Source organism: Paenibacillus lignilyticus (assembly GCF_017942085.1).
Taxonomy (GTDB): Bacteria; Bacillota; Bacilli; order Paenibacillales; family Paenibacillaceae; genus Paenibacillus_Z; species Paenibacillus_Z lignilyticus.
In genome coordinates this window covers 273497-297770 of the sequence record NZ_JAGKSP010000003.1, presented here as the reverse complement: position 1 = coordinate 297770, position 24274 = coordinate 273497, and the positions used below count along the sequence as shown (strand labels likewise).

Sequence of the window (24274 nt, the reverse complement as noted above, 5' to 3'; positions counted from 1 at the left end):
GGCTTGATTTATTATCTACTAGAAGGTAGAATAACCACATGAGCAAAAACACAAACACAGCAGAAGCCATTTTGGATGCCGCCGAGTCAATGGTGATGGAGTCCGGATTTAACGGATTCAGCTACGCTCACATCGCCGAAAAAGTAGGAATTCGTACCGCAAGTATTCATTACCATTATCCGAGTAAGGAGGATTTGGGAGAAGCGCTGATCAAGCGCTATCGTGAAGGCTTTCAAGCATTCATTGCACGGGTTGATGGAGAAATGCCGAACAGTTACGACAAACTGCTTAAGTTCATTGATCTGTATCGCAGTGGACCGGCAAACAATTATCGAACTTGTTTAGGCGTTATGTTATCAACCGACTTGACCTCGTTATCTGAACGAGCGCGCAATGGAGTTGCAGAGTTCTTTGAAATCAATCTGAATTGGTTAACCCAGGTATTAGAGAACGGTCGCCAAGAAGGAAGCCTTCGGTTTGAAGGCGCCGCATTAACGCAAGCTCATAAATTGTTCGCCGCAGTGCAAGGAGCTCAATTAATTGCCAGAAGCTTCAAGGATATTCAGAGATATGACACGATTGCCGAAGGAATATTATCCGCTTTTAAATAACAATTAAAGGCGGATCTTTTTAAGCAATTAATCTACCTATTAATAGTCAAAGGAGAAGTGAAGCATGAATATGCAAGATAAAGTAGTCGTAATCACAGGTGGAAGCAGCGGGATTGGGAAAGCAGCTGCAATCGAGTTCGTGAAACGAGGAGCAAGCGTTGTTATAAATGGCCGTCGCGAGGATACACTAGAAGCGGCAGCGAAGGAAATCGATCCTTCAGGAATACGGGTAGCTGCCGTTGCCGGAGATATCTCTGATCCTCAAGTAGCTGATCGTGTTATCGCTGCCGGATTGGAGCGATTCGGACGAATTGACACGCTGATCAATAACGCAGGTATCTTCCTTGCTAAGCCTTTTACGGAATACACGGACGAGGATTTTGCCAATGTGGTGTCCATCAATATGGGCGGATTCTTCCAAATCACAAGACGTGCGGCAGCCGAAATGCTGAAATCCGGAAATGGCCACATCGTTAGCATTACAACAAGCCTCGTAGATCAGCCGATCGCCGGAGTGCCGTCGGTATTAGCTTCTCTAACCAAAGGCGGTCTAAATTCCGCGACCAAGTCACTGGCTATCGAATACGCTGAGAAGGGCATTCGAGTAAATGCTGTGGCACCGGGGATTGTCAAAACACCTATGCACCCTGCAGCAACGCATGAATTCCTTGAGAAATTGCACCCGCTTGGCCGTATGGGCGAAATGAGTGAAATCGTCGATGCGATTCTATACTTGGATAGCGCAAACTTCGTGACCGGTGAAATCTTGCACGTGGATGGCGGACAGAACGCAGGCCGTTAATATTCAATGAAGCTCTGACTAGACTATGAAATCAAACCAATTATAGGAGGCATCATATATGTTGTATGAATTACGCGTTTATCATGTCATGCCGGGTAAAATGCAGGCCATTCAAGCTCGATTCAGGGACCACGTTATTGAACTGTTCAGTAAGCACGGAATGAAAATTACGCATTTCTGGGACGATGTCGATACAGACAAAAATCAGCTGTATTATATCGTCGAGCATGAGAACATGGAACTGCGCGAGGCCAACTATGAGCGATTCCGTAATGACCCTGAATGGCTCGAATTAAGACGTGTTACGGAAGCTGACGGAGCCTTGGTAGAGAAACAAGAAAGTATCTACATGAAGAACGTCCCATTTTTTAAGAATAACTAATTACGAATTAGCCTCCTAATATTTCCGTTGATTTACTACCTACTAAAAGGTAGAATGAACTCATGAACAAAAACAACGCAAACTGCTAAAGCATAGTCGAACTTAGGAAAACAAGATATCGTTAAACAAATAAACTACCTATTAATAGGTTAAAGGAGATTGAAGCAATGAATATGCAGGGTAAAGTAGTCATCATCACAGGCGGTAGCAGCGGAATTGGTAAAGCAACAGCGATGGAATACGTGAAACGCGGAGCGAATGTCGTAATCAACGGACGCCGTGAAGATACACTAGCCGCTGCCGTAAAAGAACTTGATCCTACCGGCGCACAAGTCGCTGCGGTTGCTGGCGATATCTCGGACCCTCAAGTTGCCGATCGCGTTATCGCAGCAGCATTGGATCGCTTCGGACGTGTCGACACCTTGGTTAACAATGCAGGTATCTTCCTTGCAAAACCTTTTACGGAATACACGGACGAGGACTTTTCTAATGTGGTTTCGATCAATATGGGCGGATTCTTCCAAATTACTCGACGTGCGGCAGCTGAGATGCTGAAGGCCGGCAATGGACATATCGTAAGCATTACAACCAGCCTTGTAGATCAACCGATCGCCGGCGTGCCATCCATCTTAGCGTCACTGACTAAAGGCGGCCTTAATTCCGCGACGAAGTCCCTGGCCATTGAATACGCCGATAAAGGGATTCGCGTGAATGCAGTTGCGCCTGGTATCATCAAAACGCCAATGCACCCTCAAGAAACACATGATTTCTTGAATAAATTGCATCCGGTAGGCAGAATGGGCGAATCAAGCGATATTGTGGATGCGATCCTTTACTTGGATTCTGCAAATTTCGTAACTGGGGAGATCCTACATGTAGATGGCGGACAGAACGCGGGCCGTTGATCTAATTAAAGAACTGACAGTTAACCTTTATTATTTATTACGTGTCCGTCTTTCTTATCAAACAAAAAAACCAACACGAATGGAGATATTACACATGAAAACATTAGTCATCATTACACATCCAAATATGGAACAATCCCGAGTGAACCGTACATGGCGCGAAGAATTGGAGAAGCACGGCGAATTCACAATTCACGAGTTATACAAAACGTATCCGGACGAGAATATCGACGTTGCCAAGGAACAAGCACTCATTGAAGCGCATGATCGGATTATTTTCCAATACCCGTTGTTCTGGTACAGCACACCGACATTGCTGAAAAGATGGTTTGATACGGTGTTGCAATATGGCTGGGCATACGGTCCGGACGGCAGCAAAACCGCAGGCAAAGAGATTGGCGTCGCCATCTCGACTTATGGATCTGAAGCTTCATACCAACCGGACGGTTTTAATCGCTACACGCTCGAAGAGATCTTGCGTCCGATCGATGCACTTGCTCATTTCATCAGCGCGTCTTATTTGCCTCACTTTGCATTAAGCGATGTGTCTAATCTCTCCGATGAACGCTTGGAACAAAGCAAAGTCGATTATATCCGCCATATCAAAACGGTTCAGCCGGTGAAACAAGCGGTGACAGCCAAGTGAACCAAGTAACGATTGATGTTTATTTCGATACGATTTGTCCATGGTGCCGAATGGGAACAACGAGTCTGCTGGCAGCTGTAGAACAATTGCCGGAAGACACGAAAGCAACTGTTCGCTGGCATGCGTTCCAGCTTAACCCGGATATCCGACCGGAAGGCGAGGATTATCGCAAAGTGATGATCGGCCGATTAGGCGGAACAGCACAATTCGAAGCAAGAATGAAGCAGTACAACACAACCGGCGCGCAATTTGGCCTTAACTATAATATGGATCTTGTTAAATATACGCCAAACACTACAAAATCCCATCAGTTAGTTGCAATTACGCCGGAGCATTTGCAAGTGCAACTAATAGAAGCGCTCTACAAGGCTTATTTTGAAGAAGGTATTGATATCGGCAATGTGGATGAACTCGTCCGCATTGCGATTGAATCGAAAGCAGCGGATGACGCAGATGCGTTAAAAAGTCGTCTGATGAGCGGTGAGGGCATCGATAAAGTTGAAGCCGGTCAGCGAAATGCACAGAAGCTTGGGGTTAGAGGAGTGCCTTACTTTATCATTAACGAGAAGGTCAGTCTATCCGGGCTGCAATCGCCTGATGAATTCATTAATGTGATTAAACAAACGATCTAATAGGGGAGAACAATCATGCCGATCGTAACGATTCAAGTGACCAAAGAAGGGACTACACCTGATCGCCAGTCTATTACTGCCGAAGAGAAAGCAGCTCTTATTAAAGGAGCCAGTGAGCTCATGCTCAACGTTCTCAATAAGCCGTTTGAAGCGACATTCGTCGTCATTGAAGAAGTGGACACCGATAATTGGGGCTGGGGCGGACTGCCTGCGTTAGAGTACCGCCAGCAGCTTGCGGCTAAAAAGAAATAAAGAGTTATTCCCACACCAAACCCGGCAGTTGTCGGGTTTGGTGTTTTTACATCGCACCACAAACCGTTACCAGCGAAAAGCAAGGATGAACGCTTCGTATCGAGGGGAAACCATAAGTGAAACCACTACACTTATGGAGGTTGTTAATCAGTGAGAAAAGCAATAACGAGCGCAGCTGTATGCCTAACGCTGTCGGCGATGTTTGCGTTACCGGCAATGGCAAATAAATCGATGAGCAATACTGACATTGAACGAAGCCAGTCGAGTATCTATGGATCCGGCAGCAACATGAATGGGACGCCGGGTGCTACAGGTACGCCGGATGTTTACGGCATTCCCGGTACACCTAGAATAACTCCGAACCTGAGAGATCTGAACAATGCGAGCACGTATAGTACGAGAAATTATTCGAACTATGGAAGTAACACGAATGGGAATAATATGAATTCTTACTATGGCAGCACGAACGCAAATAATGGCAGTATGAGACCTTATGGGACGTTGACAAACAGAACCATCACAGGCGGATCGGGGCTAATGCGCGATAACAGTTATCGTGCTACCGCAGTAGGCACGGACGATGATGGTTTTGATTGGGGATGGCTTGGATTGCTTGGGCTGCTCGGACTTGTAGGCATGCGTAATCGCTCCGGTGAGCGCACTTGATCCATTACGAAATGTCATGAAAAATGGCTGCCGATTATATTGATCGGCAGCCATTAATTGTTTCTTCACTCCTCTCTGGATAAGACATGCTCTATTCAATGGAAATTGACATTATCGCGCGTTAATCGCGAAGACCTGCCGGGATAGAGCCGACAGGTTATTTGTTTTTACATTCACCATGTCAATGGTCTAACAATTTCATTGGGAAGGGTGAATAGATTGTCGGAATAGGACGTTGTGGGAGGTCTGCTTTGGTGGCTGCCAAGAAGAGAAGGAAGAAGCGACGCAATTCACGTACAGCTAAACCCATTCATAAGCGCAAACGGAAGCTGCTCAAGAAGAAGAAACGACCTCATCGCAAGCCTAAATCGAAAAGACAGCGGACAGTTTCGGAACAGAGACCCAGGACGATCGGATATGTGATTCCGAGCTGTGATATTTCGGGCGGCGTGGCCGTTATATGTCAGCATGTGAACAGGCTTCAGGCTCGAGGGCTTAATATGGTTCTGATTAGTATGGATCAAACGCTTAACCACATCGATTGGTTCCCTCAGCAGAAGGTGCCGATAATAACACTCGAGGCCGCTTCTCAGCTGCATTTTGACACCGTTGTTGCTACGCACTGGTCGACGGCTCACCCGACTCTTCAACTGTCAGCGGATCGCAAGGTGTATTTCGTTCAATCGATTGAAAGTCGTTTCTATCCCGAAGGCAGTGCCGAATACGAAGCTGCAAAGCAAACGTATAGGCTGCCGTTTATTTATATGACAGAAGCACGCTGGATTCAGAATTGGTTATTGCACAATAACGGACACACCTCGATTTATGTTCCCAACGGCATTGATGAAACGCTATTCCATCCTACAGAGCACATTGAACCGAAGAGAGATAAAGTCAGAGTACTGCTGGAAGGCCCTATCCTTAACCCGCTCAAAGGAATGGCTGAAGCGTTCCGGGTAGTCCGGGATCTGGATTGCGAAATATGGTGCGTTTCAAGTAATGGGGAACCGGATCCGGAATATCGATGCGATCGGTTCTTCTCCCATGTCCCAATGGAGCATATGAAGCACATTTATTCCAGCTGCGATATTTTATTGAAATTAAGCCATGTAGAAGGCTTCTTCGGACCCCCGATGGAGATGATGGCCTGTGGCGGAACGGCGGTCGTAGGAAATTGTACGGGGCATGAGGAGTATATTATCGACGGATATAATGCTCTTGTTGTACCGCTTGGGGATGAAGAGGCTGCGAAAGCCGGTCTTAATCAATTAATTCATGATCCGCAATTACGTCTTCAACTCACTCAGAATGGCAAGGCAACCGTTCAGAATTGGCGATGGGACGCTACAATTGACACTTTATTTCGGCTGTTTAGCTAATTGAAGTCCCCGAATCCGGGGGCTTCTTTCTTTGTCCGCAAGACCTTATCCAGTCGATGGCAGGTTGACAGACTTATATCCTAGGATTATAATAAATTGTGTTAGGATAAATAAATATAGAGTAACTTGTTTAAGTTGAACGGCAAGAACACACTATAAGAAAGGAGCAATTCATGTGAACATCCAAGTATTAGGCCCACAGTTTCAAGGGAAAGAGGAATTCGACGGCGGAGCAATTCACGCCCAGAAGCCACTCGGTTTCTCCGGGCAAGGTGCGGTTACCGTCAGATTGGGACCGCTATTCTACTGGGCTTGGGGCCATGCGGAGAAAGCCGGAGGGATTGGATTTCATCCACACCAAGGGTTTGAGATCTTATCCTACGGCATTCGAGGCAAAGGTCTGCACAGAGATACACTCGGTACGGAAAGCTACTTGGAAGCCGGAGATATTCAGCTCATGCAAGCGGGCTCAGGACTTCAACATGCCGAAAGTGTCGATGCCGGCTTCGAAAGTTTTCAAATCTGGCTTGAGCCTTATTTGAATGATGCGGTAAAACGCAAGCCGACGTACGAGCTGTTTAAACATGAACGCTTTCCGCAGACGAATCAAGATGGCGTAAACATAAAGACGATCCTTGGAGAAGGTTCGCCGATCCACCAACTGGTTGCCGATGCACGGATGTTTGACGTAGAGCTTGAGCCGGGAACTGCATATTCCCACCGTATAGTGCCAGACCGGACGCTCGCAGCATTGGCAATTAGAGGTGATGGCGGATCTGTCCTCTCAGATGGACAAGATACCGTAACATTTAAGCATAAAGACTTTGTCATTGTACAAAGTGAACAAGAGGGAGAGATCGGTATTCGGGCTGAAGGCGAGAAGCTTCGCATTTTTATGATTGAAGTTCCTACCAAAGTCGAATATCCTTTGTATAAGAAAGCAAGATAAGGTGGTTACGAAATGATTGAACCTAATGCTGAAGGAACGGCTCTGGATTTAAGACTGATACGCGTCATGAGAAATATGGTGAACACGCTGTTTGGGAGTTTAGAGCGCGATATCACCAGCTATGGTCTCAATATTGAAACCTTCCAAATTCTCGAGTTTCTATACAATAAAGGTCCGCATCCCATTCAGAAAATAAGCGATACCTTCTCCATTCCAAGCGGGAGCATCACCTATGTGGTTGATAAATTGGAGAAGAAGGGGTATGTGGAGCGACTTCCCATTCCGGGTGATCGGCGTAAAACGAATGCCGCGTTGACGAATGAAGGACGCAGCTATTTCGATACGATATTCCCTAAGCATGTGCAGACGATTTCCGACAATTTATCCTTTGTAACGGATGAGGAGAAGCAGCAGCTGATCGAGCTGCTCAAGAAGATCGGATTAGGAATTCAGGATCGTCAAAACAACGAAACGAACCCTAAATCATAACTATACGGAGGTCATTATTATGTTGAAAATCGCGATTATTCTTGGAAGCACACGTCCCGGCCGCAATGGCGAAGCAGTAGCACGCTGGGTTACCGATATTGCAAACAAACGCACGGATGCATCCTTCGAGCTTGTCGACCTTGCAGACTTCAATTTGCCGCTATTGGATGAGCCGATTCCGGCATCCATGGGACAATACAGCAAACCGCATACCATCGCTTGGTCCGAGAAAATCTCTTCCTTTGACGGCTATGTATTCGTTACTCCTGAGTATAACCACGCTACTTCGGGTGCACTCAAGAATGCCATTGATTTTCTCTTCCACGAGTGGAAAGATAAAGCGGCTGGCTTCGTAGGGTACGGCGGCAACGGCGGATCCCGTGCAATTGAGAATCTCCGTTTGATCGTCGGCGAGCTTCATATCGCTGATGTACGCGCTCAAGTGGGACTATCCCTCATTACTGATTTTGAGAACTATAGTGTATTCAAACCGGGCGCTCATCAAGAGCCTGCGGTTAACACGATGCTGGACCAAGTGATCGCATGGAGCGGCGCTTTGAAAACATTGCGTTAATACGCACCGGAAGAACCAAGCCGCATCAGATTCTTATCTGATGCGGCTTTTTGCTGTTACCGAGGAATCGCGGCAGGAGTATGCGGGAGAATAGAGAAATAGTAGCGGATAATCATTCAAACTTTCATGAAAAGGATTGTGATATCCGCATGCAACAGGTTGGCGCGATCATTCAACAAGGCCCTCAGCCTTGGGCGATCATTCAACAGGAGAACGGGGTGGGCAGCATTGCGTTATCCGGGGTGTGGGCCGCTCCGGAAGGTGTCCCATACAAGACAGCGCAAGTACTTGCTCGGGTCGTAAGCGAAGAGGATGCGAGAGAGGTTGTTGCATGGCAGCCGGCTGTCATGTTAGCCGAGCAAGCTTGGGAGATCACGTTAGACTCCATCGCTCAGGGAGGGCTTTATCGGGTCGAAACAAGCTTGCAGCTTGACGATAATCCTGCTTTAGAATGGGCGACTCGCGGGGATATGATCCATCACATTGGCGTTGGCGATCTCTGGGTAATAGCGGGCCAGAGCAACGCTGCCGGCTACGGGAAAGGCCCGTTCCAGGATGCACCGCAGCTCGGCATCCATTTGCTCCGAAATAACGGACAGTGGGATTTGGCCTCCCATCCGTTTAATGAATCCACCGCATCCATACATTTCGAGAATCGAGAAGGCGCTAATCCCGGTCATTCTCCATTTCTGGCATTTGGCAAACTGCTGCAGAAGGAGCTGCGTATTCCGATCGGCTTGATCCAAACCGCGCTGGGCGGCTCTCCGCTCAAAGCCTGGAACCCCGAAGAGGATGGGGTTCTTTATCGCAATATGATGAACATTATTCAATCCGCAGGCGGCAAAATACGTGGTATCCTATGGTATCAAGGGTGCTCCGATTGCTCACCTGCGGATTCGGTTACCTACCTGGAACGTTTTGGACGAACTGTAGAGCACTGGCGCCGTGAATTAAATGATGCCGGCTTACCTGTTCTGACGGTTCAGCTTAATCGTTGCACGGATGCTGCAACGGAAGAAGGCAATCGTTCCTGGGGGCGTGTTCGCGAAGCGCAGCGTCAAGCTGCGCTGAACATTCCGCATGTGTATGTCATTCCGGCACTGGATTGTCCGTTATCCGACGGCATTCATAATAGCCCTGCCGGAAACATGATAATTGGCGAGCGAATGGGCAAGCTGGCCGCAGCTGAAGTTTATAAAGGCGCTGCATTGCATGCGAAAGCTCCATGCCTTGTGAGGGCAGCCTTTATCGAAAAGCATGACAAGCCTCGTATTCGTTTGCAATTCGCTAACGTAGCCGGTTACTTGCATGCGATCGGACCGGTCTCTAACGTTTTCGCCGCGGAAGATGTGAATGGCGAAATTAACATCAGCAGCTGGCAAATAACGGCCCGCGATGAGATCACGCTGCATCTGGACAGGCCGGCGGAGGGGGAAACCGTCGTACACGCAGCTTATGAAATGAATCCGTCGAGCTTCCTGCCGCTGGATTCCGGTACCTATATGCCGATTCTTGCTTTTTACGGACAGAAGGTCAGTGAATAGGCAGATGCAATGAAGTCAGCCCGAGCCCGCCTAGAAATAGGCGGGCTTTGTTATGCCTCGAACAATCCCGATGCAGCCCTTAATGTCATTCCCACATCGTACATGTACTGGCTGAATTATGCATATTTGGGGAGGCTGTGCTCCATAATATCTGATAATGCCGTTTCGGAGGAGAGTACGTGAATGACGTGCTCTCGAACAAAATTATTCAAAAGGAAAAAACAATGACAGCAGCTAATTTTGAAAAGACACTTGCGGAATTTGAGAATAGTTTTGATCTTGTTGAACGTTCATTCCACCAGGATGCAATTCGCATTATTTATTTGAATTCGCTAGTTGATGTCCAGTCATTAGAGTGGGAAATTCTCAAACCCTTAAGAGAAATGACGATCCATCATTTTGAACAGTCTATTCAGCAGTCACTGTTTAAACGCGTATTTAAGCAAGAGGAAGTCATCAACGGAATTTTAGACGGAAATGTGTCGCTGTTCGCCGAGGAGCATACCTATCTTATCGATGTTCCGGGATTCGAGGAGCGTGCCATTTCGCAATCTGAAAGAGAGACCGTCATTAATGGGCCGCACGACTCTTTTAATGAGGTATTAAATACGAATGTTTCATTAATTAGAAGAAGAATCAGAAGCCCTCGCTTAAAAATGATACGATTATCTGTCGGGGCCATATCCAAAACTAAAATTCTGATCATCTATATTGAGGGTATTGCAAGTATAGGCGTTGTGAATCATCTAAAAGAAAGGATTCAAGCGCTTAAAGTGGATTCCATCACCGACACCAATTTTTTAATTCAAAAGTTGGATGATCATAAAAACTCGCCGTTTCCTCAATTTTATACCACTGAAAGACCGGATGTTGCTGTAACGAAACTATATGATGGAAAGATTATCGGACTTGTCGATGATAGTCCCAATATTATTTGTACGCCGACCACTTTCTTTGATTTTTTTGAATCGCCGGATGATTTTTATCAGCGCTTCACTATAGGAGCAGCGGTTAAGTTTCTGCGATACTTAGCTTTATTCGTCACCCTAATACTTACAGCCTTCTATGTCTCTATATGTACGTATCATTATGAAATGATCCCTCAATCCTTGCTGCAAAGCCTTATGCAGTCTAGGAGCAGGGTACCTTTTCCGCCTTTTGTTGAGGCTATGTTTTTAGAAATCGTCATTGAGCTGCTGCGGGAGGCAGGTGCGAGACTACCTACAAAAATCGGTCAAACCATTGGCATTGTCGGCGGTATTGTCATTGGCCAGGCTGCTGTCGAGGCAGGGATTACCAGCAATATTTTGATTATTGTCGTTGCCATATCGGCCATTGCTTCATTTATCGTCCCGAGTTATGGGATGAGCGCTTCGATCAGACTCGTCCGATTTCTATTTATCGTCATGGCGGGATTTTTGGGGAATATTGGTATTTTCTTCGCTTTAGGTATTGTAACGATCCACTTGATGGGGTTATCGAATTATTCCTCGCCCTATGTTAAGGTGATTTCTTTACCTTCTTTTAAGAGCTGGAAGGACAAAATGAACATCATGGCTTTCTTTAGAAATAAATGAGCGAGGGAAACAACCGCCTTCTATGAACAATACGATACGAAATTAAGAGGAAATCGTGGTGATGATATGAACGAACGACTCCGTCCACTTCAATTGTCGATCCTATTCTATAGCGTTCAAAACGGTCTGTACTTGTATACATTACCTCGAATAACTGCCCAATATTTTGGAACCAACGGATGGTTAAGCATTATATTCATCTTCATACTCGTGAATTTGAATATTGCGATGATTGCAATCATTTATAAGTTGGGCAAAGGACGATCCGTTTTCGAAATCATTGAGGCGACAGTACCCAAATGGGTAATGGTACCCGTTTATTTGTTTATCCTATGTGTGTGGATTGGGTTGGCAAGCATGATAATGAGGGAATATATCTTCATCATCAAGATATTTTTTTATCCGGCATTGCCAGCTTTCTATTTCGTTCTTTTCTTCACTCTGCTTAGTTTTCAATTATTAACAGGTGGAATCCGCCATATAACGAGGTCATTCGTTGTTCTTATCTGCTTCGTGATGCCAATGATTGTCTTACTCATTTATCTGATCCCGGAGTTCGAATTTGCCCGTTTTACGCCCTTTTATTTTAAAGGAGGAACCGATTATTTCCAGGGGACGCTTCATGTTTACTCCGTTTATCTCGGTATCGAAGTTTCCATATTGTTTTTTCCGATGGTGGCTAAAAATTGGACGAAATCGCTGTTTATCGGAAATTTCTTTTCGCTGGTCGTTTATTTGATGGTCACCTTTACGTGCTTTGGATTTTTTAGCTTCGATCAAATATTGAATGATTTATATCCCATAATGACATTGTTTGAATATACCGAAGTTACTTTCCTTTCACGGGCCGAAAATCTTTGCTTTTGCGTATTTGCCTTCAAAGTATTGGCAACGACGGTGATCTATTTCTGGGGAGCTCAGAAAACCCTCGAACATATCGCCCGAAAAGTGAAATCCGGTTTGTGGATCCTGTGCATACTGGCAGCCGGATTCATACTCGCGCTACTTCCGGATTCTGTGGCTCATGTGGATAAATGGTCAACTTGGTTGAGCAATAGCGCGATTGTTATCGCATGGGCGTTACCGCTATTCGTATTATGCATCCTTTTCATACAAATGCTTAAAAATCAGGTGATGCGGGAGAGAGATTATGCCTAATAAAGCCATCATGTTGATCACGACGTGCTGCTTGGCAGCATTGCTAACCGGTTGCGAAGAAAGCAACATCATTGAAAAATTAGCCGTGCTGGAAGCGGGCGCTTACGATTTGTCCGAAAGGAGTGAGAACCCGATTACAACGACGGTTCTGTTTCCGACGGTTACCAGAGAAGGAAAGTTTGATACGATGACGCTTACGGCAAATGGAAAATCGATTCATGACACTTTCGTTAAAGTTCAAAATTTAACCAGCTTGAAGATCGTTGGAGGGCAGGGGACGATTCTCTTTGGGGAGGAACTATCCAAAAAAGGATTATTCCATGTGATCCAATCCTTGCGGAGAGATCCGGAAATCGGAACTCGCGTTAAATTCGCCATTGTAGAGGGGCATGCGGGAAAAATTCTCGAGAAAAAATTTCCCTCTATCGAAGATAATGCGGAGTTTATATATAAGTTCTTGGACAGAGCAGGCAAACACACCAAAGTTTTATTCACGAATCAATATCGTTTTATAAGGGATTATTACGACGATGGGATCGATCCGGTACTTCCCGTTTTTTCATATGAAGGGGAAGCCATTGGTTTAAAAGGATTAGGGACTTTTAAAGGAGATCAATATGTAACCCTCCTAACCATAAACGAAACGCAAATGCTTAACTATTTAATCGGAGACATCAGAAACGGCAGTTTGATGATTACGATGAATGATTTAAAGTCCGGAGAAAATATTCAGCTTTCCTTAAGCAACATTAATTCTAAAAATGGTAAACGAATAGATACAACGAATATGAACGTCGAAGTCATTTTACGTTTAAAAGGAAGCGTCCTTGAATACACAGGCACAAAGGACATAAGCAATGAAAAGTATCAACGAGAATTGGAAGGAGAAATAGAAGAATATGTTAGATCCAATTCAGAAAAGCTTATTGCTAAATTGCAAAAATACCAATCCGATCCTATCGGAATAGGAAAGGTCGTACGCAATCGCTTAACCTATGAAAAATGGAAAAAGATGAACTGGACTATGATATACCCTAACCTATCCATTCACGTAAAGGTTAAAGTAGGTCTGACTAATACCGGGAAATCAAAATGAATGCTGCTCGGATTTGATGGTACAATAGAGTTGAAAATTGATGTGTACCTACTAAAATCAAAGCATGAGGTGGCGCTTAGAGATGAAGCCCGTCGGTCAGAAGTTTTTTTCAGTAGAGGTAGAAACAAGTTTGAAAGCGGTTGCGGACCGAATGGTTCCGGAAGATGCCTGGCCATCGGCAACTCTGGCAGGGGTTCTTACATACTTAGAGCGACATTATAACGAGAATCCGGATACTTGGTCGAACCACATAGAGCCGGGTCTGCGAGCATTACATGAAGAAGCATTCGCTCAACATAGTCGATCGTTCGCTGAACTTTCGGCAACGGAAAGCGATCTCCTGTTAGCTGCTGTCCAGCAGGGGCAAGTTCAGGATTGGCCTGTTTCACCGAAGCTATTCTTTGATACGTTATTGTCTTTGGTCATTGAGGGGTATTATGGAAGTCCGGAAGCCGGTGGCAATCGGGAAGGAAAATCATGGGACATGGTCGGATTTCGTCCGGGTCCGGTCGCAGGCACCCAACTACCTGTTCAGGAAACCGATTTGCCGCAACGTACTATTGACCAGCTGCGAGATCAATATGATGTCGTCGTGATCGGAGCCGGGGCTGGCGGATCCGTGGCTGCGGGCGTGCTCGCCGAATCCGGGCTTCACGTGCTCGTCGTCGAGCGTGGGAGCTGGCTCCGTTATGATCAGGTTGGCCGCGACCACTTGCGAAATCATCGGATGAGCAAATACGGACATAATACCGGACCGGCTCCGGAGGGCAACCCGCGGACCATTCTATTGCCTAACGGACAGGAACGCATTACCGTTCCATTCGAAGGTGAATATCACAATAACGCGATGACTGTAGGTGGCGGAACAAGGGTTTATGGCGCGCAGGCGTGGCGGTTTCATCCCGAAGACTTTCGCATGGCGACGCGTTATGGAATTCCGGACGGAAGCTCGCTAAGCGATTGGCCGATCACCTATCAGGATCTCGAACCTTATTACGAACGCGCCGAATGGGAAGTTGGGGTCTCCGGGGATGGAGCAGCCTTCCAGGGTCGAGGGAAACGGGAGCGTTCCTATCCAATGCCTGCGATTCCCAGAACAATGGAAGGCGACCGTTTAGCCCAAGCGGCGGTGAAGCTGGGGTGGGATGCAGGTCCGGTGCCTCTGCTGATCAATTCGATCGAACGGGATGGACGGCCGGCTTGCGGGCAATGTGGTCAGTGTGTCGGTTTCGCATGCCCAACGAACAGCAAGAACGGCGGACATAATACGATGATGGTGAGAGCGACCGCACAGGGGAACAAGTGTGACCTCATCTGCGATACGATTGTGGAGCGTATTGAGACAGAAGGGGGAAAACGAGCCACCGGCGTTCATCTCATCTTCGAGCATGGGGATGGCTCATTCCAGCGCCGGTATATTCGAGCAGGGCATGTAGTGGTCGCTGCCGGGGCAATCGAGAGCGCAAGACTGCTGCTCCAATCCGCAAGTGAGATGGAACCGAACGGAATTGGCAATCGGTTCGGCCAAGTAGGCAGACATCTGCAAGGGCATGTGTATGCCGGTGCATACGGTATCTTTGACGAACAAATACAGGATGGCAATGGACCCGGAGTGAGTATCGCTACCTTCCGATTCGAACATAGCCATGAAGCAGGCGTAATCGGGGGAGGGCTGCTAGCCAACGAGTTCATCCGGCTGCCGCTCATTCACTGGAACCGGGCACTTGCACCGGATGCGGCTCGCTGGGGGCTTGCCGGCAAGGAAACGATGCGCGAAACCTTTCTGCGCACCAGCCAAATTCAAGGTCCGATTCAAGAAATCCCGACTGCAGATTCCAGAGTGCGTTTGTCGCCAACCGTTAAAGATCGCTTCGGTCTTCCCGTTGTTCAGTTATCCGGAGGCGTTCACTCGGAATCTCTCCGCGCTTCAGCCATGCTGGCCGAGCAAGCAGAGAAGTGGCTTTGGGCAGCGGGAGCACGCCAAGTGTGGCGGACTCGGGCCGGTAATGGGCTTAGCGGCGGACAGCATCAGTCAGGAACGCTGCGTATGGGAGACGACCCGGCCACTTCCGTCACCGATCCGATGGGAAGAGTACACGGGTATGATAATCTCTGGGTGAGCGACGGCTCCGTGCATGTCACCAACGGCGGCGTGAATCCGGTGTTAACCATACTTGCGCTTGCCTTCCGTACCGCAGAGAATCTGGTAAACCAAGCGTGATGATGGGTAAAGAATAGTTTCTATTCGTTTCTTATCTAGTTTGCAACTTTCCCTATGGCTATAATTCGGAGTAGTAAGAGGTAAGAGGATGCAAATTTAGGAGGTTACCATGAATACAGATCCGAATAGAATTATCCGTCTGCACGCGATGCTGACCGCATACGTTGAACATGAACAGTTTCCGGGGCTGTCAGTCGGAATCGTGTGGGACAACAATCAGTGCTTTGCGGGCGAATATGGAACGGCAAATAAAACGACAGATGCTCCCGTAGCTCGCGATACCTTGTTTCATCAAGCTTCCGTATCGAAGACCTTCGTTGCTACAGGCATCATGCAACTTGTTGAACAAGGTAAAGTGGATTTGGATTCCCCTATTGTCAGTTATTTATCTTATTTTAAGTTAGATGATGAGCGGTATAAGACAATTACAGTCAGGCAGCTGATGAACCATACATCAGGAATGCCGGATGAAAATGATTACGCATGGGACCGGCCGGAATACGATGAGCAAAGCCTCGAAAGATATGTACGAAGTATCGCTCATCTTAAGCTAAACTGCGATCCCGGAGATCAATTCGCCTACAGTAATATTGGCTACGAAATATTGGGAGACCTGATCGCTAAGGTCAGCGGTTTGAGCTTCGAGCACTATATGAAATCTGCTATTCTGGAACCGATCGGAATGTGCTCCAGCTCCTTTCTGAAGCAGGAAGTTGAAGCTCGGCTAGCTGCGCCTCATGTGCTCGGAGCTTCCCCGAGGTACGGCGGGGTCGTCAGCGATGAATTTCCATATAACAGGGCACACGCTCCCAGTTCCACGTTATATACCAGCGCGGAAGAAATGTGCCGTTATCTGCAGATGCACTTGAACCAAGGGACTGCAGGCAATGGGCATGCCGCATTGCAGTCCGGCAGCTACGATGACATGTGGAAACCTCATGCTGCGACGGGCTATGATCCCAAGAAATCGCAGATTGGCTTGGGTTGGTTTATGGGAGATTACAAGGGCTCCCGCATCCTCTCTCATTCCGGGTGGGATACCGGATTCTTAACTCATTTATTCATTCTTCCGGATGACCAAATCGGCATAGCCGTTATGGCTAACAGCGATTACGTCTGGCTGGACAACGTGTCCTTCTCTATACTGGATCAATTGCTGGGCATTCGGGACCTGTCCATTATTAAACGATCTCTTGCACATAAAATGGCATCGCTAGCGGTATCTGATGGCGTGGATGCTGCATTAGACGAGTATCATCGCATCATGAGCGCGGAAGCGGAAACCTACTATCTGGACGATTATGAATTTGTGGGCATCACCGAAGCGCTGGCTCGCAATAATCAAGAATTAGACGCTATGATTCGTATATTAACTTGCGGCACAGCCATCGTTCCTGAAAGCAGCGCCGTTTCAAACCGATTGCAGGAGCTCCGAGCAAATCCGATAGCTCCATAAGAAGAGGCCGTCTCAAAAGTGTGCTGCAGGCTACTTTGGAGACGGCTTCTTTAATTGGATGATCGTTAGCGTCGGAGTTGCGGTGGTGGAAGTTAGCTCAGAGTTACTCATTCACGCAGCGGCCTGAGACCTGCGCGAACTTCTTCGGAGAACAGCAGCGGTACTTCCCAAGCAGCGAAATGTCCGCCTCGGTCGACCCTGTTATAGTAGATAAGTTCAGGGTAAGCCTGCCTGGTCCAGCTTTTCGGCGCTTCATACAGCTCATACGGAAAGACAGTCACGGCAGCGGGGATTTGGACTCCCTTGACGACGAAGAAGGAGAACATGTTCTCCCAATAGAGACGGGCTGCGGAAATCGCGGTTTTCGTCAGCCAATAGAGCGTAGCGTTGTCGAGAATGTTATCTCTGGTGAGGCCTTCCGGATGCCCATCGAACGCCTTAATCATCAGCTCCAAACTACAAGCATCATGGTCCATTAAGAAAGCGGCTAAGCCAATCGGCGAATCCATCAGTCCGGTCAACGTCTGAGGACGTGTTCCCATCATCGAGGCATAGGCGATATGCCTGTATACGAAAGCCAGCTGTTCACAAGCACGCATTTCCTCAGGTGTGAGATTAGAGGGGAGCGGGTTGCCTTTCATAAGTGCAGTATCAATGTCCGGAGGAACCGTACCCGGCATGTTGGTATGCATACCGAGCAGTCCCGGCGGTTTCATCACACCCATGAAATCCGTAACAATTGCTCCCCAGTCGCCGCCCTGTGCCACATATTTCGAATAACCCAGTCGATTCATCAGCTCTATCCATGCTTGAGCGATGCGGACAGGACCCCAGCCTGTCGAAGCAGGTTTACCCGAGAACCCATAACCGGGCAGTGACGGAATGACCAGATGGAACGCATCCGATGCTTTCGCGCCATAAGCGGTCGGATTGGTTAGCGGGTCGATTATTTTGAGCAGTTCGATGATGGAGCCCGACCAACCGTGCGTGATAATCATCGGCAAAGCATCTTCGTGTTTCGATCGAATATGCATGAAATGGATGTCCAGTCCATCGATCTCAGTCAAGAACTGAGGGATATTGTTGAGCATAGCCTCGCATTTACGCCAATCATATTCAGTTGCCCAATATTCCGCGACCTTCTGCATGGTTGCAAGCGGGACACCTTGCGTTTGATTCGACACCGTTTCCTTCTCCGGCCATCTTGTAGCGATTATGCGTTTTTGCAATTCAGTAAGTTCCGCTTCCGGAAAATGAATCTGAAACGGCCCACGGATAGCTTTCTTATCAGTGGACGTTAGCGCCACGTATTGTTGGTTTGCGTTTCCTTGTGCCATTGTATGTTCTCCTTTAAGTAAGGCTGAAATGAACGCATGAGCATGAGGGAAATCATCATGAATGAATCCCTATATAACATATTCAACCATTAGCCCATTCGGACCAGATGCCGTTTATTAAGAAGCTCGAATATATAGGGGGCATCATTTAAACCCGTAGGTACTCAAAGGACAGTTTTCATATGAAAATGGAATATATATTCCGTAAATTCCGAAATCAAGCTTAAAGAAAATCGATATACATCCATCAGTAAGGTGGGAATTGTCGAATAATCAGCTATAATCCACTGACGGATATACCGATTTTCCGAAGAGAACTTGACGCCAATGGGTTGGAATAAACATTCCGAAAATCATTGACTTAGAAATTGAATCGGACTATACTGACGTCATTGGAACAAACATTCCAAACTAAACAAACATCAGGGAGGCACAATCATATGTCTAAGGTTTGGCTTATTACAGGAAGCTCACGAGGTTTCGGCCGCAGTCTTGCGGAAGCGGTATTGGCAAATGGGGATCAACTTATCGCAACGGCTCGTAATCCCGAGCAGCTGTCTGATCTTGCTGAACGTTATGGCAGTCAGGTTCGCACGGTGCAACTGGATGTCACTCGGTTCGAGCAGGCTGAAGCAGCCGTGAAAACCGCCTTTGAAACATTCGGACGTTTAGACGTCCTTGTTAATAATGCAGGATACGGTAATGTTTCTTCCATTGAAGAAACTTCGATGGACGACTTCCGTGCTCAAGTAGAAACGAACCTTTGGGGCACAATTAATGTAACGAAAGCCGCACTGCCATTGCTGCGCGAACAAGGTCACGGTCATATTGTTCAATTCTCGTCCATTGGCGGACGCATAGGCGCGCCGGGTCTTGCACCTTACCAATTGGCAAAATGGGCGGTGGAAGGCTTCTCGGAGGTCTTGTCCAAAGAGGTCGCACCGCTGGGATTGAAGGTTACGTTGATCGAGCCGGGCGGTTTCCGAACCGATTGGGCCGGCTCCTCCATGCAGCATATCGAACCGCGTGACGAGTACAAAGACACAGTCGGTGGTCTGCTTAAGTATCTGCGCGACTCAACGGGCAAGGAGAATGGTGATCCGGATAAAGCTGCACAAGCCATCCTAACCATCGTCAATGAAGAGCATCCGCCGCTTCGCTTGCTGCTAGGAAGTGATGCGGTTGACATTGCAAGCGCAGTGGACCAGGGCAAATTAGCCGAAACGAAACGCTGGGAGAAACTTAGCCGCTCGGCAGATTTCGAAGTCAAAGCGCTGAGCCCGGAAGTCACTCGCATGTACGACGAAATAGGCGACTGATTAGATCTCACATCAGAGGAGGCAGCAACTATGACTCAAATTTCAATGAACAACCCAATTCTTACCTTCATTAATGTATTCACGGTAGAACCCGAGAATCAGAATCGTTTGGTTGAGCTCCTTACCAGCGCAACGGATGTTTCTGTACGCTACGCGAAAGGGTTTATCTCATCGAGTCTTCATCGCAGTTTGGACGGGACGAAAGTGACGATGTATGCGCAGTGGAGAAGCGAGGAGGAATACAACGCGATGCGAAGTGATCCTAAACCGCTGCCGTATCTCCAAGAAGCATTAAAGATAGCAAAGTTTGAACCCGGGATGTATGAAGTGGTTCGTACATTTGAGCCGGCGGTTGAATAAATCGAAAATCTTGTCCAAGCCCTTTGCGACCTTGCGTCCAAAGGGCTTTCTTAGGAACGTCTATGGAAGGGAGAATATCAGTTTGCGACTATGGAAAATATAACGAAATAATTGCTCGGAGTGGGGGGAGCCAGCTTGGAAGTGTTTATTGTCGTACTTGTAATGCTCATCCTTATCGGGGTTTCGAATGTGATCTACCGATTCGTTCCTTTCGTGCCGGTACCGCTCATTCAGATCATGCTTGGCGGCATTATTACCATGCTCCCGATCGGCATTCATCTTCAACTCGAGCCCGAGCTGTTCTTTATCTTGTTCATCGCCCCGCTGCTGTACAATGATGGCAGACATACGCCGCGCGAAGAGCTCTGGAAGCTGCGCGCTCCTATATTGCTGCTATCTGTAGGACTCGTGTTCGCTACCGTATTCGTGGTCGGCTATACGATCCACTGGATGATACCGTCCATTCCGCTGGTTGCAGCCTTCGCGTTGGCGGCCATCCTATCGCCCACGGATGCGATTGCGGTTAGCTCGCTTGCAGGGCGAATCCATTTGCCGAGGAGTCTCATGCGACTCCTCGAGGGCGAAGCTTTAATGAACGACGCCTCCGGCTTAGTTGCTTTCAAATTTGCGATCGCGGCAGCCGTGACCGGCGTTTTCTCGCTTCATAAAGCCGCGATTAGCTTTCTTATCATCTCAATCGGCGGCCTTCTTGTCGGTGCCATGCTCGCCGTAATCATCGCCGGTATTAGACAGCTGCTGCGCCGCAATGGGCTGGATGATGAGACCATGCACATGCTCCTGCAGCTGCTAACGCCGTTCGTACTTTATTTATGTGCGGAAGAGGTCGGCGTATCCGGCATTCTGGCCGCGGTCGCAGGAGGGATTGTACATGCCATTGAGAAAGATCGAGTAGAGTGCGACATCGGGAAGCTGAAATCCGTGTCGAGCAGTACGTGGTCCGTCTATTTGTTTATCTTGAACGGCCTTGTATTTGTCATTCTGGGGACGCAAATTCCGGATGTGACGTCAGTCATCTTCAAAGATCCGGGCTTCAACAATATTGTCGTCATCGGTTATGCCGTTGCGATCTTTGTGCTCCTGCTCGCGCTGCGGTTTGTATGGACACTGCTCTTTACACGGGGCTGGCGCATATTCGGCTCCTACAGTAAAGAAGCCTTGAGTTTCAAAGCACTCATCATGACGACCATCTCCGGTGTGCGGGGTGCCGTAACGCTGGCCGGCGCCTTCTCCATTCCGCTGTTTCTGCATAGTGGAAAGCTGTTTCCGGAACGAAACCTGATCATTTTTCTTGCCGCCTGTGTCATCTTGTTGTCTTTGTTGACCGCTAGTATTTTGCTGCCGCTCATTGCGAAGAAACGTGCGGTAACGGACGAAATTGCAATGGTACAAGAAGAGAACGAATGGCATATTCACATTTTGCAAGCCGGTATACGCCAATTGCAGCAGGAGAGCAACGAAGGCAACGAGGAAGCGGTGGAAGCTGTGATCGAGGAGTACAACCAAATGATTCAGCAGCTTGGACTGAAAGACAACCAATATAAAAGGATCTCCCGGTTAAATCAAGACGAAATCGCTCTACGAATCGAAGCTCTGGAAATCGAACGAAACTATATTCAGCAGCGGCTCGAGAAGGGCACAATCACGAAGGCACATGCGGAATTCTACAACAAAATGCTAGATCAAGTTGAAATTATTTTGGCAAATCGGCTGCACTTGTGGTTATTGGTGTTCAAAAGACTGCTCGGGAGATTAAAAGAACTGCTCACCGGCGCTTCTCAGTCCGGGCGAAGAGCATTAACGGAGCAAGATCTTGAATCGCTGAGAGGGCTTCGTATCGAGTGCGGACAAGTGGTCATTAACCAGATGGGTCCGCTGTGCGCACCTGAGAGTGCCAATGACCCGACGGAGTGCGTAGTTGCTTATTACAAACAGCTTGTCAACCGGCTGCGATCGTTTCAGCTTCATCACAAACGCAAGAAAGAAGCGTTCGATGAAACACGCAAAGAGCTTCACTGGATTGCGGTTCAGGCGGAGAGATACGAGGTCCAGAATTTATACGAGCAGGGGAAAATCGACCGTGGTTTGGTATCCGAGCTGCGCCGCATCATACGAGACCGCGAGGCATCCATGTACGAACAGATTGAGCTCGGTTAATCCCTTCATTCAGAGGTAATCTACGGTACTATTATGCTAAACTACTAGTAGAAACTTTGAGAATAATGAGGGATACCATGTATAGCATCATGCTGGTCGAAGACGATGAGAAAATTAGACGTATTGTCGCGGATACACTGGTCAAGTGGCAATATGAAGTAACGGAAGTGACCCAATTTGATCAGGTCTTAGCCGAATTTAAGCGGGCAGAGCCCCATCTGGTGCTATTAGATATAAATTTACCGGTATCGGACGGCTATTACTGGTGCCAACAAATACGCTCCGTTTCCAAGGTGCCGATTATTTTCTTGTCTTCGCGCAACCAGAATATGGATATTGTCATGGCGATAAACATGGGCGGGGATGATTTTATTCAGAAGCCCTTCGAATTGGATATCCTAGTCGCCAAAATCGGTGCGCTTATCCGCAGGAAATATACCTATCAGGACGATGAAAGCCCAAGATTTGTCCACCGGGGATTACAATTAAATGTAACGAATTCCAGGATTGAATATAGAGGGAACAGCACGGAGTTAAGCCGGAATGAATTCATCTTATTACAGTTCATGATGCGGCATATCGGCAAAATCGTTTCGCGCGAAGACTTGATGCAAGCGCTGTGGAACGAAGAACAGTTCGTGGACGACAACACATTGACCGTCAACGTGAACAGGCTGCGCAAAAAAATCGCGGAGCTGGAATTGGAGTCGTTCATCGCAACCCGCAAGGGAATGGGGTATTTGATCGAATGACCTTCCTGCGTTTTCTATCCTACGAGAAGCCTTACATCTATCTGTACATGGTTGGCTTCTTGATTACGGCCGCGGTTTTCTATACCGATAGCAGTGACAGCCCGGCATGGGGGACATTCTTCTATGCGTTTACTTTGATTTCGCTTGTTTTACTCGGATTCCTATTCGTGCGTTACCGGCAAAATTTGCGAGTGATGCGTCAAATGAGCAGCGGGGATGCAGATAGCCTGTCATTGGAGGGCGAGCTCACAAGGCAGTATTTGGAAGAATTGAAAGTACAACATATCCGCGAAATGAATCGGGTCCATGATCGGCAAAATGAGCATTATGACTTCATCGTCTCTTGGTTTCATGAGATCAAAACCCCGATTGCGGTGCTGCGCTTGCTTCAGCAAACGGAGATGGACGCCAATAGCCTAAGGGAAGAGATCGCGAAGATTGAGAATTACATCGATCAAGCGCTCTATTATGCCAAGCTCGACAGCTTTAACCAGGATTACGATATTCAGAAATGCGATTTGCTGCAGATTTCCAAGGATATCGTGAAAACGCATTCGAAAACCTTTATAGCTAAGAAAATCCGAATCGACATGCAAGCAGACTTGGTGGAGGTCCTAAGCGATCCCAAATGGCTGCATTTCATCGTTAATCAGATTCTGACGAACAGCTTGAAGTATACGGAGCATGGCGGGCAAATTACGATATCTACGGTCGAGACACCGCAAGAAAAGCAGCTGCTTATTCGCGACAGCGGAATTGGCATCAGCCCGCAAGACCTTCCGCGTATCTTTAATCGAGGCTTTACAGGAGAGACGGGACGCAAGCATACGAAGTCGACCGGAATGGGTTTATATTTGGCGCAGCAATTATCGAACAAGCTTGGCCATTATATTACCTGTACCTCTGAAGTCGGCGCATTCACGCAATGTATCATCCATTTCCCGAAGGATGAGGATCCTTATTTATTGCTCAGGCAACAAACGCAATGAACG

At 47.5% G+C, this 24274-nt stretch carries 24 protein-coding genes; 23 read left to right on the top strand and 1 reads right to left on the bottom strand.

Annotation, left to right across the window (positions count from 1 at the left end; genetic code table 11):
* The first annotated feature begins 38 nt into the window (after positions 1 to 38).
* The 18 genes from I8J30_RS10915 (at position 39) to I8J30_RS10830 (ending at position 17339) form a co-directional block, all read left to right on the top strand.
* Positions 39 to 611, top strand: coding sequence for a TetR/AcrR family transcriptional regulator (locus I8J30_RS10915; protein ID WP_210658125.1), 573 nt, complete (start codon positions 39 to 41; stop codon positions 609 to 611).
* Positions 612 to 675: 64 nt separating this feature from the next.
* The gene (locus I8J30_RS10910; protein WP_210658123.1) at positions 676 to 1413 is read left to right on the top strand and encodes an SDR family NAD(P)-dependent oxidoreductase; all 738 of its coding nucleotides are present in this window, start codon (positions 676 to 678) and stop codon (positions 1411 to 1413) included.
* 58 nt (positions 1414 to 1471) lie between these two features.
* The gene (locus I8J30_RS10905; RefSeq protein WP_210658121.1) at positions 1472 to 1795 is read left to right on the top strand and encodes an NIPSNAP family protein; all 324 of its coding nucleotides are present in this window, start codon (positions 1472 to 1474) and stop codon (positions 1793 to 1795) included.
* A 167-nt stretch (positions 1796 to 1962) separates the two neighbouring features.
* A complete protein-coding gene (locus I8J30_RS10900; RefSeq protein WP_210658119.1) occupies positions 1963 to 2700 on the top strand; it encodes an SDR family NAD(P)-dependent oxidoreductase in 738 nt (245 codons plus the stop codon).
* 94 nt (positions 2701 to 2794) lie between these two features.
* Entirely contained in the window at positions 2795 to 3346 is a 552-nt protein-coding gene (locus tag I8J30_RS10895; RefSeq protein WP_210658118.1) for an NAD(P)H-dependent oxidoreductase, read from the top strand.
* The gene (locus tag I8J30_RS10890; protein ID WP_210658116.1) at positions 3343 to 3978 is read left to right on the top strand and encodes a DsbA family oxidoreductase; all 636 of its coding nucleotides are present in this window, start codon (positions 3343 to 3345) and stop codon (positions 3976 to 3978) included. The genes I8J30_RS10895 and I8J30_RS10890 overlap by 4 nt, the downstream gene beginning before the upstream one ends.
* 15 nt (positions 3979 to 3993) lie before the next feature.
* Positions 3994 to 4230, top strand: coding sequence for a tautomerase family protein (locus I8J30_RS10885; protein WP_210658114.1), 237 nt, complete (start codon positions 3994 to 3996; stop codon positions 4228 to 4230).
* 150 nt (positions 4231 to 4380) lie between these two features.
* Positions 4381 to 4896, top strand: a complete 516-nt coding sequence (locus I8J30_RS33030) for a WGxxGxxG family protein (protein WP_338044850.1) — start codon at positions 4381 to 4383, stop codon at positions 4894 to 4896.
* A 254-nt stretch (positions 4897 to 5150) separates the two neighbouring features.
* Positions 5151 to 6275: a glycosyltransferase family 4 protein gene (locus I8J30_RS33965; protein ID WP_210658112.1), complete on the top strand. Its 1125-nt coding sequence runs from the start codon at positions 5151 to 5153 to the stop codon at positions 6273 to 6275.
* Positions 6276 to 6450: 175 nt separating this feature from the next.
* Positions 6451 to 7224 (top strand): pirin family protein, encoded by a 774-nt coding sequence (locus I8J30_RS10870; RefSeq protein ID WP_210658110.1) that lies wholly within the window; start codon positions 6451 to 6453, stop codon positions 7222 to 7224.
* A gap of 12 nt (positions 7225 to 7236) precedes the next feature.
* A complete protein-coding gene (locus I8J30_RS10865; RefSeq protein WP_210658108.1) occupies positions 7237 to 7713 on the top strand; it encodes a MarR family winged helix-turn-helix transcriptional regulator in 477 nt (158 codons plus the stop codon).
* Positions 7714 to 7732: 19 nt separating this feature from the next.
* On the top strand, positions 7733 to 8287 hold the full coding sequence (locus tag I8J30_RS10860) for an NADPH-dependent FMN reductase (protein WP_091216188.1): 555 nt from the start codon (positions 7733 to 7735) through the stop codon (positions 8285 to 8287).
* A 149-nt stretch (positions 8288 to 8436) separates the two neighbouring features.
* Complete coding sequence (locus I8J30_RS10855) at positions 8437 to 9831, top strand: sialate O-acetylesterase (protein ID WP_210658106.1); 1395 nt, start codon at positions 8437 to 8439, stop codon at positions 9829 to 9831.
* Positions 9832 to 10010: 179 nt separating this feature from the next.
* Complete coding sequence (locus I8J30_RS10850; protein ID WP_210658104.1) at positions 10011 to 11408, top strand: spore germination protein; 1398 nt, start codon at positions 10011 to 10013, stop codon at positions 11406 to 11408.
* A gap of 66 nt (positions 11409 to 11474) precedes the next feature.
* On the top strand, positions 11475 to 12566 hold the full coding sequence (locus I8J30_RS10845) for a GerAB/ArcD/ProY family transporter (RefSeq protein WP_210658102.1): 1092 nt from the start codon (positions 11475 to 11477) through the stop codon (positions 12564 to 12566).
* Entirely contained in the window at positions 12559 to 13662 is a 1104-nt protein-coding gene (locus I8J30_RS10840; protein ID WP_210658100.1) for a Ger(x)C family spore germination protein, read from the top strand. The genes I8J30_RS10845 and I8J30_RS10840 overlap by 8 nt, the downstream gene beginning before the upstream one ends.
* Before the next feature lie 82 nt (positions 13663 to 13744).
* Positions 13745 to 15883, top strand: coding sequence for a GMC family oxidoreductase (locus I8J30_RS10835; RefSeq protein WP_210658099.1), 2139 nt, complete (start codon positions 13745 to 13747; stop codon positions 15881 to 15883).
* A 109-nt stretch (positions 15884 to 15992) separates the two neighbouring features.
* Positions 15993 to 17339: a serine hydrolase domain-containing protein gene (locus tag I8J30_RS10830; RefSeq protein WP_210658097.1), complete on the top strand. Its 1347-nt coding sequence runs from the start codon at positions 15993 to 15995 to the stop codon at positions 17337 to 17339.
* Between the two features lie 107 nt (positions 17340 to 17446).
* Here the strand turns inward: I8J30_RS10830 and I8J30_RS10825 are convergent, their stop codons facing one another.
* Positions 17447 to 18676 (bottom strand): epoxide hydrolase family protein, encoded by a 1230-nt coding sequence (locus I8J30_RS10825; RefSeq protein ID WP_210658095.1) that lies wholly within the window; start codon positions 18674 to 18676, stop codon positions 17447 to 17449.
* A 440-nt stretch (positions 18677 to 19116) separates the two neighbouring features.
* Between I8J30_RS10825 and I8J30_RS10820 the strand changes: the two genes are divergently transcribed.
* The 5 genes from I8J30_RS10820 to I8J30_RS10800 all read left to right on the top strand — a co-directional run bounded on the left by I8J30_RS10820 (position 19117) and on the right by I8J30_RS10800 (position 24271).
* Positions 19117 to 19995: an oxidoreductase gene (locus I8J30_RS10820; protein ID WP_210658093.1), complete on the top strand. Its 879-nt coding sequence runs from the start codon at positions 19117 to 19119 to the stop codon at positions 19993 to 19995.
* Positions 19996 to 20025: 30 nt separating this feature from the next.
* Positions 20026 to 20355, top strand: a complete 330-nt coding sequence (locus I8J30_RS10815) for an antibiotic biosynthesis monooxygenase family protein (RefSeq protein ID WP_177245713.1) — start codon at positions 20026 to 20028, stop codon at positions 20353 to 20355.
* Between the two features lie 135 nt (positions 20356 to 20490).
* Positions 20491 to 22530 (top strand): Na+/H+ antiporter, encoded by a 2040-nt coding sequence (locus I8J30_RS10810; protein ID WP_210658091.1) that lies wholly within the window; start codon positions 20491 to 20493, stop codon positions 22528 to 22530.
* Between the two features lie 77 nt (positions 22531 to 22607).
* The gene (locus tag I8J30_RS10805; protein WP_210658088.1) at positions 22608 to 23282 is read left to right on the top strand and encodes a response regulator transcription factor; all 675 of its coding nucleotides are present in this window, start codon (positions 22608 to 22610) and stop codon (positions 23280 to 23282) included.
* Positions 23279 to 24271 (top strand): sensor histidine kinase, encoded by a 993-nt coding sequence (locus I8J30_RS10800; RefSeq protein ID WP_210658086.1) that lies wholly within the window; start codon positions 23279 to 23281, stop codon positions 24269 to 24271. Before I8J30_RS10805 ends, I8J30_RS10800 begins: the two co-directional genes overlap by 4 nt.
* Positions 24272 to 24274: the final 3 nt, after the last annotated feature.